Origin of the sequence: Streptomyces sp. NPDC056169, from assembly GCF_042268445.1 — a bacterium.
GTDB lineage: Bacteria > Actinomycetota > Actinomycetes > Streptomycetales > Streptomycetaceae > Streptomyces.
This window is the reverse complement of the sequence record NZ_JBHJUO010000010.1, coordinates 18,725-33,643: the sequence shown is the minus strand read 5'-3', so window position 1 is coordinate 33,643 and position 14,919 is coordinate 18,725. Positions and strand designations below refer to the sequence as shown.

12 protein-coding genes are annotated in these 14,919 nt (G+C 72.2%); 8 read left to right on the top strand and 4 right to left on the bottom strand.

From position 1 onward, the window contains the following. Nucleotides 1-141: 141 nt before the first annotated feature. A complete protein-coding gene (locus ACFC0G_RS17475; protein WP_376404520.1) occupies nucleotides 142-1,029 on the top strand; it encodes a DMT family transporter in 888 nt (295 codons plus the stop codon). 76 nt (nucleotides 1,030-1,105) lie between these two features. On the opposite strand, the gene ACFC0G_RS17470 is transcribed toward ACFC0G_RS17475, so the two are convergent. Then, complete coding sequence (locus ACFC0G_RS17470) at nucleotides 1,106-3,214, bottom strand: PBS lyase (protein ID WP_376403997.1); 2,109 nt, start codon at nucleotides 3,212-3,214, stop codon at nucleotides 1,106-1,108. Nucleotides 3,215-3,323: 109 nt separating this feature from the next. Here ACFC0G_RS17470 and ACFC0G_RS17465 point away from each other — a divergent pair, with 109 nt between their 5' ends. The 3 genes from ACFC0G_RS17465 (at nucleotide 3,324) to ACFC0G_RS17455 (ending at nucleotide 5,627) form a co-directional block, all read left to right on the top strand. Further along, on the top strand, nucleotides 3,324-3,992 hold the full coding sequence (locus ACFC0G_RS17465; protein WP_376403995.1) for an alpha-ketoglutarate-dependent dioxygenase AlkB: 669 nt from the start codon (nucleotides 3,324-3,326) through the stop codon (nucleotides 3,990-3,992). 141 nt (nucleotides 3,993-4,133) lie between these two features. After that, nucleotides 4,134-4,901 (top strand): NPP1 family protein, encoded by a 768-nt coding sequence (locus ACFC0G_RS17460; RefSeq protein WP_376403993.1) that lies wholly within the window; start codon nucleotides 4,134-4,136, stop codon nucleotides 4,899-4,901. Nucleotides 4,902-5,015: 114 nt separating this feature from the next. Then, nucleotides 5,016-5,627: a hypothetical protein gene (locus ACFC0G_RS17455; RefSeq protein ID WP_376403991.1), complete on the top strand. Its 612-nt coding sequence runs from the start codon at nucleotides 5,016-5,018 to the stop codon at nucleotides 5,625-5,627. Here the strand turns inward: ACFC0G_RS17455 and ACFC0G_RS17450 are convergent. The 3 genes from ACFC0G_RS17450 to ACFC0G_RS17440 all read right to left on the bottom strand — a co-directional run bounded on the left by ACFC0G_RS17450 (nucleotide 5,624) and on the right by ACFC0G_RS17440 (nucleotide 9,012). Beyond that, nucleotides 5,624-7,048 carry a hypothetical protein gene (locus ACFC0G_RS17450; RefSeq protein ID WP_376403989.1) on the bottom strand — a complete coding sequence of 475 codons (1,425 nt, stop codon included), beginning with the start codon at nucleotides 7,046-7,048 and terminating at the stop codon, nucleotides 5,624-5,626. The two genes, ACFC0G_RS17455 and ACFC0G_RS17450, sit on opposite strands and share 4 nt — an antisense overlap. A gap of 114 nt (nucleotides 7,049-7,162) precedes the next feature. Next, nucleotides 7,163-7,762, bottom strand: coding sequence for an RNA 2',3'-cyclic phosphodiesterase (thpR, locus tag ACFC0G_RS17445; RefSeq protein WP_376403987.1), 600 nt, complete (start codon nucleotides 7,760-7,762; stop codon nucleotides 7,163-7,165). A gap of 137 nt (nucleotides 7,763-7,899) precedes the next feature. After that, entirely contained in the window at nucleotides 7,900-9,012 is a 1,113-nt protein-coding gene (locus ACFC0G_RS17440; protein ID WP_376403985.1) for an FAD-dependent monooxygenase, read from the bottom strand. Between the two features lie 166 nt (nucleotides 9,013-9,178). Here ACFC0G_RS17440 and ACFC0G_RS17435 point away from each other — a divergent pair, with 166 nt between their 5' ends. The 4 genes from ACFC0G_RS17435 (at nucleotide 9,179) to ACFC0G_RS17420 (ending at nucleotide 14,917) form a co-directional block, all read left to right on the top strand. Next, nucleotides 9,179-10,153: a TetR/AcrR family transcriptional regulator C-terminal domain-containing protein gene (locus ACFC0G_RS17435; protein WP_376403983.1), complete on the top strand. Its 975-nt coding sequence runs from the start codon at nucleotides 9,179-9,181 to the stop codon at nucleotides 10,151-10,153. Nucleotides 10,154-10,450: 297 nt separating this feature from the next. Then, on the top strand, nucleotides 10,451-12,814 hold the full coding sequence (locus ACFC0G_RS17430; RefSeq protein WP_376403981.1) for a collagenase: 2,364 nt from the start codon (nucleotides 10,451-10,453) through the stop codon (nucleotides 12,812-12,814). A gap of 139 nt (nucleotides 12,815-12,953) precedes the next feature. Then, entirely contained in the window at nucleotides 12,954-13,982 is a 1,029-nt protein-coding gene (locus ACFC0G_RS17425) for a proline racemase family protein (RefSeq protein WP_376403979.1), read from the top strand. Continuing rightward, nucleotides 13,979-14,917 carry an ornithine cyclodeaminase family protein gene (locus tag ACFC0G_RS17420; protein ID WP_376403977.1) on the top strand — a complete coding sequence of 313 codons (939 nt, stop codon included), beginning with the start codon at nucleotides 13,979-13,981 and terminating at the stop codon, nucleotides 14,915-14,917. The genes ACFC0G_RS17425 and ACFC0G_RS17420 overlap by 4 nt, the downstream gene beginning before the upstream one ends. Nucleotides 14,918-14,919 lie beyond the last annotated feature (2 nt).

Sequence of the window (14,919 nt, the reverse complement as noted above, 5' to 3'; positions counted from 1 at the left end):
GTAGCCGAGCTTAAGAGAGGTGAACCATTTTGTGATGGTGCTGAACGGTAGTGGGACGGCATCGTTGCTCTCCTCAGCAGGATTCCAGGGAGGAGACCGAGCGTGAAGAGTGCCGAAGGCGGAGTGCGGGCCGGGGCCCGGATGGGGGTACTCGCCCTGCTGTGGGGGTCGACGTTCCTCTGGATCGAGCTGGCCCTGCGGGCGCTGTCCCCGCTCCAGGTCACCGTGGCCCGCTGCCTCCTCGGCGCGGGCACCCTGCTTGTCCTGTGTCTGGCGACCCGGCGGCGCCTGCCGCGCGGCCGGGCCGTCTGGGGCCATGTCTTCGTGGCGGCCTTCTGGTGCAACGCCCTGCCCTTCGCGCTGTTCAGCCTCGGCCAGCAGACCGTCGGCTCCGGACTGGCAGGAGTGCTGAACGCGACGACCCCGCTCTGGTCCCTGCTGCTCGGTCTGGCCCTCGGTACGGAGCGCGGACTCCGTCCCGTCCGCGCCGGCGGCCTGCTGCTCGGCTTCGCCGGGGTGGTGGTGATCTTCGCCCCCTGGCAGGGAGCGGGACAGGTCGGCTGGGGCGCCCTGGCGATCGTCGGGGCGGCGGCGAGTTACGCGGTCGGCTTCGCGTACATGGGACGCCACCTCGTGGGGCGGGGCCTCGCGACGCTCTCCCTGTCCTCGGCCCAGCTAGTCGCCGCGACGGTGCTGACCGGCCTCGCCCTGCCGCTCGGCGGCCGGCCGCCGGTCGACATCGCCCCGTCGGGCCTGATCGCGGTCGTGATCCTGGGCATCTTCGCCACGGGCGTCACGTTCCACCTCACCTACCGGATCATCGCCGCCGAAGGCGCCACCAACGCCGCGACCGTCGGCTATCTGCTACCCGTGGTGTCGCTGGTCCTGGGATTCCTGTTCCTCGACGAACCCTTCAGCCTGCGGGCAGCGGCGGGCATGGTGATCGTGCTGATGGGTGTGGGCATGACGCGTCTTGTGAAGCCGAAGGAGCAAGCGGTGCTCCCCACGCCGCCGGTCGCCGTGCGATGAGGCCCACGGCGGAGCCGTGACACGCCCCTACCGCTGCGCCGCACGCGGTGTCTCACCGGCCGGGGCTCGCGTCGCCTCACTCGGCGCAGGCCTCCAGGAGTGCGTGCCCGTGGGTGAGCAGGAGTTCGTCGGCGGCGCAGCGGTAGCGCATGCGGCCCGTTCCGCCCGAGTTGTTGTGGCGGCGGGCGGCGGTGAGTTCCTCGCGGACGAGCGGGACGGCGGACCGGGCCGCGGGCCCCATCCGGGCCCATATGCCCGCCACGTCCGGCCGGTTGTCCGCGTGCGCGGACCAGGCGTGGAGCAGGACGGGCAGGCACTCCTCCGTATCGCGGCCGGCCTCCCACAGGGCCGTCGCGAGGGCGCCCGCGACCCAGCCGCCGTTCTCCTCGGGCGAGGCGGCGAGCCGGCGCAGTTCGGGCAGCGCCGCCGCGGCCTCCGTCCCCAGGCGGGCGAGTGCGCGCAGGGCGTCGTGCCGCCCCGACCAGTGGTCCGCGGCGAGCCCCGAGGACAGCACGGGCAGGACGGCCTCCGTCCCGCCCCCGACCGACCACAGCGCCGAGGCCGCGTCGACACGGAGGTGCGTCGCGCCGTCCCGGACCAGCCGTCGCAGTTCCGGCAGTGCCTCGCGCGCGGTCGGGCCGAGCGCGCCGAGCGCCCGCACGGCGTCGCCGAGCACCGGCCGGGTCACGTCCTCGGGAGCCCGCAGGATCCGCAGGGCGGGTCCGACCGCCCTCGCGTCCCCGGTGGCCGCCACGGCCTTCAGGAGGTGCTCCGTGCGACGCGGCTGATGGCCCGGAGCGATCCGTGCCAGCCTCGCGAGCAGCACGGGCACGAGCATCGCGGCCGCCTCCGGGGCCATCCTGCCGATCCAGGCGCCCAGGTCCTCCGGCACCTCGCCGTGCCGCAGGACCTCGACGAGTGCGGGGACGGCCCGCGCGTCTCCCTGCGCGGCGAGCGCGCACAGCGCCGCCCCGTAGGACGTCTCTCTCCATCGGTCCTGAGGGAGGAACTCCGGTCCCGCCGCCACCCGCGCGGCCAGCGCGTCAGCCGCCGGGCCCCCGAGCGCGTACAGCCACTCCAGCTCCTCGGACGCCCACCGGACGATCCGGTGGTCGGTCTCCTGGAGCTGCTCGCCCAGGAGTCGAACGGACTCCTCGTGCGGGCCCCGCCACCCCGTCAGGAGCAGGCCGCCCATGTCGATCGCCTCGCGCCGCTGCCCCCAGTCGGGGCTGCGCAACTGATCCTCCAGAAGCGCGAAACGCTCTGCGACCCGGTCGCCCAGGGCGCGGTGCAGGCCCCCGAGCAGCTCCGTCGCCCACGGGGCCTTCACGGAGCCGCGCTGGGACGCCTTGAGGCGGCGCAGGTACGAGATCATCGTCGGTGTCGGAGTCGCCGGGGCTCGTACGGGCTCAGGCTCGGCGTCCGTCGGATCCTCCTCCGCCTCCCGCGCCGCGCGCATCACGTCGAGGGCGATCCCGACCGCGCGCTCCGGCAGCGGACCGGGCGTGCAGCGCGCCAGTTGTACGAGCGCCGACAGCCGCACCCCCGGGTCATCCCGGCCGCCATCGGCTGCGAGCAGGGCGGTCAGCGCGGCCCCCGACTCCTCGGTGAACTCCTCGTGCCGGACGCCCACTTCTCCCACGGCCGCCGCCAGCGCCCGCAGGACGCTTCCGTCCCGCTCCACCGCCAGTCGCCGCCGCAGGGTCGTCAGCACCTCCGCGGGATCGCCGTGCAACTGCACCAGCGCACCGGGCACGGCCCTCCGCAGCCCCGGGTCGGGATCCGCGAGAACGTCGAGGAGCACCCCGCTGCGTGCCCGGGTGTCCGACTCCGCCCGCGCGAGGGTCTCCGCCCAGGCGGCGTACTCGTCCTCGTCGTCGGACCAGAAGTCCATCTCCTCGGGGTCGCGGCCGTCGCCGTCGATGGAGCGCAGCAGCTCGACGATCTCGCCCCGCCCGGGCAGCCCGGCGGTCGCGACCAGCTCGAACAGGAACGGCACGCACGCGACCGTGCTGTCGTACACGTCCCCTTGGTGATGCACCGCGCCGTACATCCCGTCGAGCGCGACCTCCCGCTCGTCCCCGTCCGGCGAGACGAGCCCCCGCAGGAGCCCCGGCACGTCGGAGGCGTCGCCGTACGCATGACCCATGGACGCCCAGTCGACGTCGTCGATCCCCGTGAACATGATCGCCAGTCTGTCGCACGCCACTGACAACGCCCACGCGCTGTCCCCGGTAGGGCTCCCCGACCGGCATATTCGCTCAGGTGTTCGAGAGTGTGTCTATGCTGGACTCATGACCGCCGCACCACGGCCCGATCTCCCGGGTCCACCCGACCTCCCCGGCTTCCAGGGATCCCTGTTCGACCAGGGGGTCGACATCGAGCCCGGCTCGCTGGACGGCGTGCGGCGGACGGTGCTCGCAGGCGGCGCCTGGGTGGACCACCTGCCCGGCTGGTTCCATGGCGCCGACGCCCTGTTCGAGGAGCTGGCCGGGTGCGTGCCGTGGCAGGCCGAGGAGCGGGAGATGTACGACCGTGTCGTCGCCGTGCCGCGCCTCCTCGCGTACTACCGCGAGGGCGCCCCCCTCCCGCACCCCGCGCTCCTCGTGGCGCGCGAGACCCTCAGCGACCACTACGCGCCCGAGCTCGGCGAGCCCTTCGTCACCTCGGGTCTCTGCCTCTACCGCGACGGGCGCGACAGCGTCGCCTGGCACGGCGACCGGAGCGGCCGCTCCGCCACGCAGGACACGATGGTCGCCATCCTCTCCCTCGGGGACCCCCGCGACCTCGCGTTCCGCCCTCGCGGCGGCGGGCCCGTCGCGCTGCGCCTCCCGCTGGGGCACGGCGACCTCGTGGTGATGGGCGGCTCGTGCCAGCGCACCTGGGAGCATGCCGTCCCGAAGACGGCCCGCGCCGTCGGACCCCGCATCAGCGTCCAGTTCCGCCCGCGGGGCGTGGCCTGAGCCGTACGGCTCCGGAAGTCCCCGCCGATTCCCTCCGGTCGTTCATGATTCCCTGACGCTTGGAATGGGCATGTCACTCGCGCCCCCGCGCCGCGCACCACCGTGCCGCGCGCGCCGTCCAGTCCAGGTCAGGGAGTCGGAGTGAGGATCACGCGCCACCTCGTCAAGGGAGCACTCACCCTAGGCAGTTCACTCGCGTTGCTGATCGCCCTGCCGGGCAGCGCCTTCGCCGCCCCGCCCCCGGCCCTCCCCGCCAACGCGGACGGCCTGGAGCAGACGTTCCAGCCGGCGTTCGACTACGACACGGACGGCTGCTACCCCACCGCCGCCATCGGCGCCGACGGGACGGTCAACGGCGGACTCAACCCCTCCGGCGCACTCAACGGCCAGTGTCGCGACTCGTGGGACCTCACCAACACCAACGGGTACGCCCGGTACAAGTGCAACAACGGCTGGTGCGCGATCATCTACGGCCTGTACTTCGAGAAGGACCAGGCCGTGGCCGGCAGCGGGCTCGGCGGACACCGGCACGACTGGGAGCACGTCGTGGTGTGGGTGCAGAACAACCAGGCGCAGTACGTGTCCACCTCCGCCCACGGGGGCTTCTCGGTGTACGGCCGCGACAAGATCCGCTGGGACGGCACCCACCCCAAGGTCGTCTACCACAAGGACGGCATCAGCACGCACTGCTTCCGTCCCGCGAACTCCAACGACGAGCCGCCCGAGAACCACCAGCACACCTGGCAGTTCCCGAGCCTCGTCGGCTGGAACGGCTACCCCGCGGGAGTGCGCGACAAGCTCACCCAGGCCGACTTCGGCAGTGCGGTGTTCGGACTCAAGGACGGCAACTTCGCCGCCCACCTGGCCAAGGCCAAACCGGCCGGCATCCCCTTCGACCCCTACGCCTGACGACACCCGCCACCGTGCCCCATCGGCCCCTGGATGCCGTCCTGGTGGCGACTCGCACACGGCCGACCGGAGCCCGCGAACGCGTTGTCAGTGCAGGTCGCTAACGTGATCGACATGAGTTCCTCCCTGAGCGTGTACCTGATCGACCCCAAGGCCGCGCGGGCCTTCGTCGGCTCGCGCGACGACCAGCTGCTCCAGGTCGTCCGCGACAGCTTCGGCGACGACCTGGAGTCCGACGACAGCTGGTTCTCCTCCCAGATAGCGGACGGCGCCCCCACCGCGTTCGATGCACTGCGGACCGTGGTGTACGGCGGGCCCTTCCCCGAGGACGGCCAGTACGCCTTCCAGTACGGCTACGCCTACAAGCGCCTCGTCTCGCTCACCGGCTCCTTCCTCGACAACTCCTGCTTCAGCCCGTTCCGGGGCGACTGGCTGGAGATGGTCGACGAAGGGCTGCGCGCGCTGCGGATCACCGCCGTCTCGGTCGCCGAGTTCGGCTACGGCGGCGGCTTCCCCGCCGGCTTCCCGTACTCCGACCTGCCGCGCTGCGGCGAGTGGACGCACGACCAATGCCTGGCGGCACTGGCCCAGTTCGAAGAGACCAAGAAGGCGGGCCACGCCCCGCCGCTGGAGCCCGAGGTGGTCGACGCCGTCATGGACGTCATGGGCTGGCTCCGCCACGTGGAGTCCCGCCCGGGATTCGGCGTCGTGGGCTTCGTCTCCTAGGACACCAGGTCCATGACCGCCCCCGCCACCGCGCTCATCCGGCGCTTGCGGAGATCCAGGACGGATGTCGGGTTCGAGAGGCCCTGGGACGCCAGCAGGTTCATCAGGGCCCAGATCACCTCCGGGCGTCCCGCCAGAGGGAGTTCGCGACCATCGGGGGCGATGACCTTGGCCGCGGCGGTGCCGGCGAGGAGATTGGTACGGGCCCAGTCGACGACGTACGACGTGCCGTTCGGGCTGACGTAGAGGACGACCTCCCTGGTGCGGTGGAGGACCGCGAGGTAGTCCATCGGCACCGTCAGCCGCCGGGTGGCGTCGAACGGGGGTGTGCCGTCCGCGGGATGGATCCGCAGCACGATGTCGAGGACCGGGCCGTGGTCCTGGAAGGTGTTCGTGGGGCTCATCTGCAGGAACCGGGCACGTACGAGGACACCACCGTCGCGCGCCCATCGTCGGCCGACGGAGCCGAACGCCGCCCGCTCACCCGGCAGGTCGTCCACGATCCACCGGGACTCCTCACCCGGTTCGGTCACCGGCGCGGGGCTCTCGGGTCGAGCACGGTCCCGCTCGGCCACGGCGGTGTAGCGCGCCGCCGTGGCCGCGTCCAGGCCGCGGAGGTCGATCAGGTCGCCGGCCATGTCGATCCCTCCGGCGTCCAGGGAGATCCGCATGTGCCGCAGCAGCCGACCGGGGTAGCGGGTCACATCGGTCAGCCGGCCGTCGAGGTCGACGATCCGACTGGTCCTCGTGCCCGCGAGCAGCGTGCTGCGCGGCCACAGGGGAGTGACCCTCCCCGGCGCGGACGGATCGGTGGGATCGGAGGAACCGTCCGGATCGACCAGGACGGCCAGGCGGCCCGCCGTGACCGCCGACAGACAGAGGGACGGCACCCGCCACTCGTCCGTGACCTCGAACCCGGCGGAGCCGTCGGACCCGTGTGCACCGTCCGTCCAGTCCGTCCCGTCGGTCTCCTCGGAGCCGTGGACCCGCAGCCTCAGCCGCACCAGTGGTGTGAACTCGTCGGGCGTGAAGGTGTCCCCGTACGTCGTGTACGTCGCCTCGCCCTCGGGGGCGTACCGCACGAGCGACGCCTCCAGGACGTCCGCCCGCGCCAGCCGCGCCCGCGGATGGCCCTGCGGGGACCGCGGCGCCCACAACACGAACGTGGCATCGCCGTAAGGGACGCCCGCCTGCTTCAGCCGGTCCCGGCGGGTGATCCGGGGGAACTGCTTCCGCGCGTACGAGACGGCCATGAAGGGGATGGGAACCGAGCAGGCCAGCCCGGCGACGAGCGCGATCCAGGCCCAGTCCTCGCCCTGACTCCAGGCGACGTAGCCCAGGACGAGCCCGAAGGGGCCCGGACAGCACCACACGGTGGCGAGCAGCAGATGTCCGACCATCACTCCGGCATAGCTGCGCATGACCCCACCTCATGTTCGTCCGCCGGACGAAGATAACCCGGCGGTGATCACGGCGGGGAGGCCCAGGGAAGGGAGAGAAAAGAGGAGCAGAGGCGTCCGGACTCGCACCCGGGGTCAGGACCCGTCGAAGGCCCAGGCCTCGATGTCGCGGTAGCGGATCGGTGCCGGGCCGCGGCCGAAGTTGCTGCCGACGAGGTGGAGGCGTTCGGTCCGCCATCGGCGGCCGGTGAACCCGGCCAGCCGCGCGGCGGCCTCCACCACGCTGGCGGTGTCGTCGCGGCGCGCGCGGGCCAGCGTCAGATGGGGGCGCAGCGGCCGCTCCTGGAAGGTGATGCCGCACTCCCGGACCACGGCGCGCACCTCGGCGGCGAGCTGCTGCAGTCCTTCGACGTCCCCGTCGATCCCGCTCCACAGCACCCGCTCGTCGAAGTGCCCGCCGCCGAGCAGCCCCAGCTCCAGGGGCCGGCGGGTCGCGGCGAGGCGCGCGAGCGGGGGCCGCAGGAGCGGCACGGCCGAGACCGGGAGCTCCCCGAGGAACGCCAGCGTGATGTGCCAGTCCTCGATGCGGTTCCACCGCATGTGCGGGTACGCGTCGTACGCGGGGCGCAGGGCGTGGGCCAGCTCGTCCTTCGCGTCGTCGGGCGGGGCGAGGGCGATGAACACGCGCACGGTCGAGGGCTCGGGGTGTGCGTCCCCGGGCGCTGGCTCAGTCATGTTCCGTTCCCCGCCATGTTCCGTTCCCCGCTCGTGGTGCGGCCGGCACCACGTACCCCGCCGTCTCGTCGTCAGGTGAGGATATGTGGTCACGGTGACGTGAGGGGCACCAGGGGCGACCGCCGTTGCGGCTCGGTTCAGCTGTCCAGTGACAGGGCGTTCTTGGCGTGCGCGCCGGATTCCTCCGAGGCGGGTCCGCCGGGATTCTCGGTGGCCAGTGCCTGGTTGAGGGTGACGAAGGGGCGCATCCGCCGCTCGTAGCGGGCGTACGCGACGCGGTGGTCGCCCTGGGCCCGGGCCAGGCAGTCGGCCAGCACATGGGCGCCGACGAGGGCCAGGCTGGTGCCCTGCCCCGAGAGCGGAGAAGGGCAGTAGCCGGCGTCTCCGAGCAGGGTCACCCGGCCTCGCGACCACGTGTCCATCCGGATCTGGGCCATGGCGTCACAGTAGAAGTCGGGCGCCTTCCGGGCGGCGTCGGCCAGCCGGGCCCCCTCCCACCGCATCGACGCGAGCTTGTCCACGACGAGCTGCCGCAGGGCGTCGCCCCGGCGAAGGTCGTGGGGGAGGGGTGCGGACTCGAAGCCGAAGGCGATCCTGAGCTCGGTGTTGCAGCGTACGGGCATGATGCCGAAGCCCGTGTCGCCGTCCCGCAGCCACACCTGCCAGTCGTCCAGGGCGAGGAAGTTGTCCGCGCCGAACACGGAGAGGTAGCTGCCCAGGTGGTGGGCGAAATGCTCCTCCGGGCCGAAGGCCAGGCGTCGCACGGTGGAGTGGAGGCCGTCGGCCCCGACCACGAGGTCGAAGGTGCGGGACGGTGCGTGAGCGAAGTCGACGCGTACGCCGGTCGCGTCCTCGTCGAGTGCGGTGACGCTGTCGCCGAAGAGGTACTCGACGCCGGGGCGCGTGTGCTCGTACACCATCCGCACCAGGTCCTCGCGCAGCACCTCGATGTCCTCGCTGTCGAGCCGGCCGCTGCTGAAGGTCGCCTCGGTGGAGCGGTCGACCTCGTGGCCGTCCGGGTCGAGGACCGACATGCCGCGCATCCGGGTCCGGACGTGACGTGCCTGCTCCAGCAGGCCCATCCGCTCCATGACGGCGAGCGCGACGCCGCGGATGTCCACAGCCTGGCCGCCGGGGCGTGGGCCCGGGGCGCGTTCGACGACGGTGGGCGCGAAGCCGTGCCGGTGCAGCCAGTACGCGAGGACGGGCCCGGCGATGCCGCCCCCGGAGATGAGCACGGTCGTCTGCATGTGAGGTTCCTCCAGTGCTTCGTACGGTGTACGCGCACTGAACGTACGCCGTACGCACGCTCGCTCCAACTGGCCGGAGTTCAGGGCTGTACTAGCTCAGCCACCCTCTGCTCGGCGTTGCCGCTGCTACCGTCTGTCCTAGTACAGGAAACGAGGGAGGCGGAACGTGACGAAGGCCACGGACGCGGGCGGCGACCCGCCCTATCTGCGCATCGTCGCCGCGATCCGGCGACGCATCGCGGACGGTGAACTCGCCCCCGGGGACCGGGTTCCCTCGACCCGGCAGATCGCGGGGGAGTGGGGCGTCGCGCTCGCCACCGCCACCAAGGCCCTGACCACGCTGCGGCTGGAGGGGCTCGTCGAGGCCCGCCCCCGGATCGGCACGGTCGTCGCGGGAACGGCCCCCGCCGCGCCCGCCCGTAGGCGAACGGCGCCCGCCCCGGACCCCGAGCGGGAGCTGAGCCTCGACCGGATCGTCCGCACGGCCATCGACATCGCCGACACGGAAGGACTGCCGGCGCTCTCCATGCGCGGCGTCGCGGCACGGCTCGGTGTCGCCGCCATGTCGCCCTATCGGTACGTCCCCGGCAAGGACGACCTCATCCTGCTCATGGCCGACACCGCGTTCGGCGAGGCGTCCTACCCCTCCGACGCCCCCGAGGGCTGGCGCCCCCGCATCGAACTGGGCGCCCGGACCCTCTGGGCGCTCTATCGCAAGCACCCGTGGCTGGCCCAGCTCGGCTCTCTCACCCGCCCGCTGCTCGTGCCCAACCTGATGGTCCACGGCGAGTGGATGCTGCGAGCCCTCGACGGTCACGGACTCGATCCCGCCGAGCTGTTCGACATCCACGTCCTGCTCTACAGCCACGTCGAGGGCCTGGCCGTGCACCTGGAGAGGGAAGCGCACGCCGCGGCGGCAACGGGCCAGTCGGAGGACCAGTGGATGGACAGCCGCACCCCGGCCCTCCAGGAACTGGTGCAATCCGGCCGTTTCCCGACGTTCGCCAAAGTGGTCGGAGCCTTCGGGGATGGCTATGACCTGAAGCTCGACGCTCTCTTCGCCTTCGGCCTCAAGGCGCTCCTCGACGGCCTGACTCCCCTCGTCGAAGGCCGGGGAACCGTCGGCCGGCCCGTCGACTAGTCGTCTATCGGCCCGTCGACCAGCCGTCGACCAGCCCCGTCGAACCACCCCATGTGCGGGTGTGCGGTGGGGTTTTGTGGCGGATTGTTGCGACCTGGGGGAGGGGTTCGAGGGGCCCGGGAGAACTGATGCTGCCGGAGGGGTTGTCAGTGCAATTTCACATTACTATGTTACAGCGCACACGGGGTGATGAACCGCTGTCATACACCGTGCGAACCAGTGCAGTTCTTGCTTGCGAATCCCCGCTCCATCCCCGCACCGAACCCGCACTTACCCCCCTCACCAGCAGGAGTTCTGTTGTCCCTCCACAGGCGTGTGCGCTCGTCCCTGCTTGCTTCCGCCATCGCGGTCACCCTCCTCGCCTCCGCCGGCCAGTCCGCGGTCTCCGCGGCGGACACCGAGAACCAGCCCGCCCCCGCGCCCCCGGTGGCCGGCCCGGCGGCGCCGCAGGCCCAGCCCTCGGCCAACCCCTTCGACGAGGTCGAGCACCTCGCGAACGCCGCCACCAAGAAGACGGGCCCCGCCCCCGCCCCGGGCGGTCTCGCCGCGGGCCGCGTCCCCGGCAAGGCCAAGTCCGTCGCCACCGCGCCCACCGCGCGGACGTTCGCCGCGACCGCCGACACCACCGCGGCGGGCGTGCCCTGCACGCTCGACGGCATCACCGGGCTCTCCCCGGAGCAGTTCGCCGACTTCCTCGCCGACCCGGCCGTCACCTCCGAGGGCTGTCTCAACGGCCTCATCTGGAAGTGGGACGCCCGACTCGTCCCCGTGATGTCCGACGCCCACGTGCAGGCCGTCGCCCGTCGCATATCGAGCCTGGCCCCTTCTCACGACGGCAAGAACTCCTCGCACCTGGAGGAGATGTTCACGTACCTGCACGCCGTCGTGTACCACGACTTCTCCCGCACCGAGATCGACACCACCGACGCGCCCACCGTGAGCGCGATCACCCAGGCCGTCACCGCCTTCGGCAACGCCGCGCGCACCTTCGACGTCACCAAGACCAACGGCACCACCCTGCGCGAGGCCCTCAACGCCGCGAGCGGCCCGGGCCTGCGCCACCACCAGCTCGGTCTGGTCAAGCGGGTCCTCGCCACCATGGACCCGTCCCACACCGCCACCAACCTGGACCCGGCCTGGGCGGGGGCCGCGCTCGCCGCGCTCTCCGTCAACTACCTCGGCGTCTACCCGGGCAACCAGGACTCCGCCTTCCACGCGGCCGTCGTCGCCGACCCGTCGTACCGCGCCGCCTTCAAGGCCTTCGCGACCTACGGGCACCTGAAGGGCACCGCCAACGCCTGGGTGGCCCGCGACGCCCTCAGCGAGTACGGCCGCTTCGGCCAGGTCACGGCCCTCAAGACGGAGATCGTCGCCGGGCTCGGCACGGTGTTCGGCCAGACCGTGAGCACCTTCGGCAGCGGCAGCCAGCAGTGGGCCAAGGTCGTCTCGTGGCTCAACTTCTACGAGGCCTGCAAGCCGTACGGCGTGTGCAAGGCGGACATCGAGAAGCAGATCTTCCCGTACACCTACACCTACGACAACGGCGGCATCAAGGTCCGCACGGCCCTCGACCGGGCCACCGTCGACCAGCTCTACTACGCGAGCAAGCAGGTCAAGGCGCAGTTCCACCGCGTCATCGGCACCGAGCAGGCGCTCGCCGGCGACACCAACACCACCCTGAACATCGTCCTGTACGCCTCCCGCGCCGACTACGAGACCTACCACCCGATCATCACCGGGTACGACACGAACAACGGCGGCATCTACATCGAGAACGGCGCCACCTTCTACACGTACCAGCGCCGCGTCCCCCAGGACTCCAGCCTCACCCTGGAAGAGCTCTTCCGCCACGAGTACGTCCACTACCTCAACGGCCGCTTCGCCGTCCCCGGCACCTTCGGCCAGGGCCCCTGGTACCAGGGCGACCGCACCACGGCCATGGACGAGGGCACGGCCGAGTTCTTCGACGGTGCCACCCGCGACAACGGCATCGCCGTCCGCAAGTCCCTGGTCCGGGGCATCATCAACGACACGGCCGGCGGCGGCCCGCGCATGAGCGTCGGCCAGCTCCTCTTCGCCACCTACAGCGGCGACGGCTTCCGCTTCTACAACTACGCGGGCACCTTCTTCGAGTTCCTGTGGACCGAGCGCCCCGGGCTGCTCCGCGAGATGTACACGCACCAGCGGAACAACGACGTGGCCGCGTACGACGCATGGCGCAGCCGGCTGAGCTCCGACGCCGGCCTCCAGCAGGCGTACGACCGCTTCCTGGACACCCAGATCGCCAAGGTCGACCAGCTGTACGTGCCGAACACCACGTACACGGCGAACAGCAGCCTCCGCGACAACGACGTCTCCGCCGTCAGGACCGCCTTCGCCAACGCCACCGCCAACACTCCCGACTGCGTGGAGGCGGGCGAGGCCGGCAAGCGCCGCTTCGTCTGTAAGGGCCGGATCACCGCCAACCTGTCGGACGCCAACAACTCGGACAAGGTCTTCAAGGACATGTCCGAGACCGTCGACTACTTCATCCTCGACCGCGCGGGCGCCGCCACCAACAACCTCGCCGACATGAACTGTTCCTTCGGCGCCGTCGACATCTGGCCCTCCCGGGTCGCCGGCACGTCGAGCTTCAACTGCGAGGGTCCCCTGCGCAGCTGATCCCCGTCTGTCCGGGCCGGCCTCACCCACGGGGGAGGGGCCGGCCCGGCTTCCGTTTCCCCGACGGTCTTCCTCAGAGGCCGTCGGGGAAAGCGTCACCGAACGTTCCCCCGAACCCGTTTACCGGAGGCCGTACCTCGTGAGCACCACCCCGCACTCCGTGCGCACCACCGACTACCACGCCGCAGGCGAACCCTTCCGGATCGTCGACCGGGACCTCCCACCGATCCCCGGCGACACCGTCGCCGAGCGCCGCGCCACCGTCATCGGCTCCGGCGGGACCGCCACGGACCCGCGCCCGGGTCCGCTCGACGACGTACGCCGCCTCCTCGTCCAGGAACCCCGCGGACACGCCGGCATGTACGGCGGCTTCGTCGTCCCGGCCGACGACGACGGCGCCCACTTCGGCGTGCTGTTCTGGCACAAGGACGGATACTCCACCGCGTGCGGCCACGGCACCATGGCGCTCGGCGCCTGGGCCGTCGACACCGGACGCGTCGCGGCCCCCGACGACGGCGACGTCGCCGTCCGCATCGACGTGCCCTCGGGCCGCGTCACCGCGACCGTGCACCGCGAGGCCGGCCGCACCACGGGTGTCACCTTCCGCAACATCCCCACCTTCCTCACGGCCCGCAAGGTCGCCGTCACGACCTCCTTCGGGACCGTCGAGGTCGACCTCGCCCACTCCGGTGCCTGCTACGCCTCCGTCGCCGCCGCCGACCTGGGCCTCGACACCGGCAAGGCCGCCCTCCCCGCGCTCGTCCGCGCCGGCCAGGAGATCCGCGCCGCCCTCGCCGGCCACCCGGCCACCCGGCACGCCGACGACCCGCGCCTCTCCGGCGTGTACGGCGTCATCCTCTACGAGGACCTCCCGGAGGCCCCCGGGGCCGACGGCCCGCGCCAGCGCAACGTCACCGTCTTCGCCGACGGGCAGATCGACCGCTCGCCCTGCGGCTCCGGCACCTCCGCGCGGCTCGTCCTCCTCGCCGCCGACGGACGCCTCGCCCCGGGGGACACCCTGACGCACGAGTCCGCCGCCGGCACCGTGTTCACCGGCCGCCTGCTGCCCGGGGGCATCACCGAGGTCACCGGCACGGCGTACCTCACCGGCACCCACACCTTCCACCTCGACCCGCACGACGACCTGGGGACGGGGTTCCTGCTGTGACGCACCTGACCCAGATCGACGCCGCGACCACGGCCCGCCTGCTGGGCCCGGCCGCGGCGATCGACGTCCTGGCCGAGGTCCTGCGCTCCGGACTCGACCCGGAGGAAGGACCGGCCCGCACCGCCGTCCCCGTCCCCGCGGGCGAACTCCTCCTCATGCCCGCCGCCTTCGGCCCGTACGCCGGAGTGAAGATCGCCGGCGTGGCCCCCGGCAACGCCGCCCTGGGCCTGCCCCGCATCACCGGCTCCTACCTGCTCCTCGACGGCGCGAACCTGCGGCCGGTCGCCCTCCTCGACGGCGCCGCCCTCACCGAACTGCGCACACCTGCCGTCTCCGCGCTCGCCGTGCGCCATCTGACACCGAGCGGCAGCCCCCTGCGCCTGGTCCTCTTCGGAACCGGACCGCAGGCGTACGGGCACCTGGAGGCCGTCCTCGCCGTACGCCACGTCTCCGAGGCGATCGTCGTCGGCCGCAACCAGATCGCCGCGCGCGCCCTCGCCGGGTACGCGCGGACGCTCGGCGTCCTCGCCCGCACCGGCACGCCCGACGACGTGGCCAAGGCCGACCTCGTCGTCTGCTGCACCACCGCCCGCACCCCCCTCTTCGACGGATCCCTCGTGGCCCCCGGCGCCACCGTCGTCGCCGTCGGCTCGCACGAGCCGGACGCCCGCGAGACCGACACCGGGCTCGTGGCCCGCTCCGAGGTGTACGTCGAGGCGCGCGCCGCCGCGCTGCGCGAAGCCGGCGACCTGCTCGTCCCCACGGCCGAAGGGGCGATCGAGGAGGACCACATCGTGGGGAACCTCGCCGACCTGGTGACCGGCCGCCGCACCCCCACGACCGAGCGCCCGCGCTTCTTCAAGAGCGTCGGCATGGCCTGGGAGGACCTCGCCGTGGCAGGCGCCGTGTACGCGGCGGCACTCGCGGAGTCCTAGAC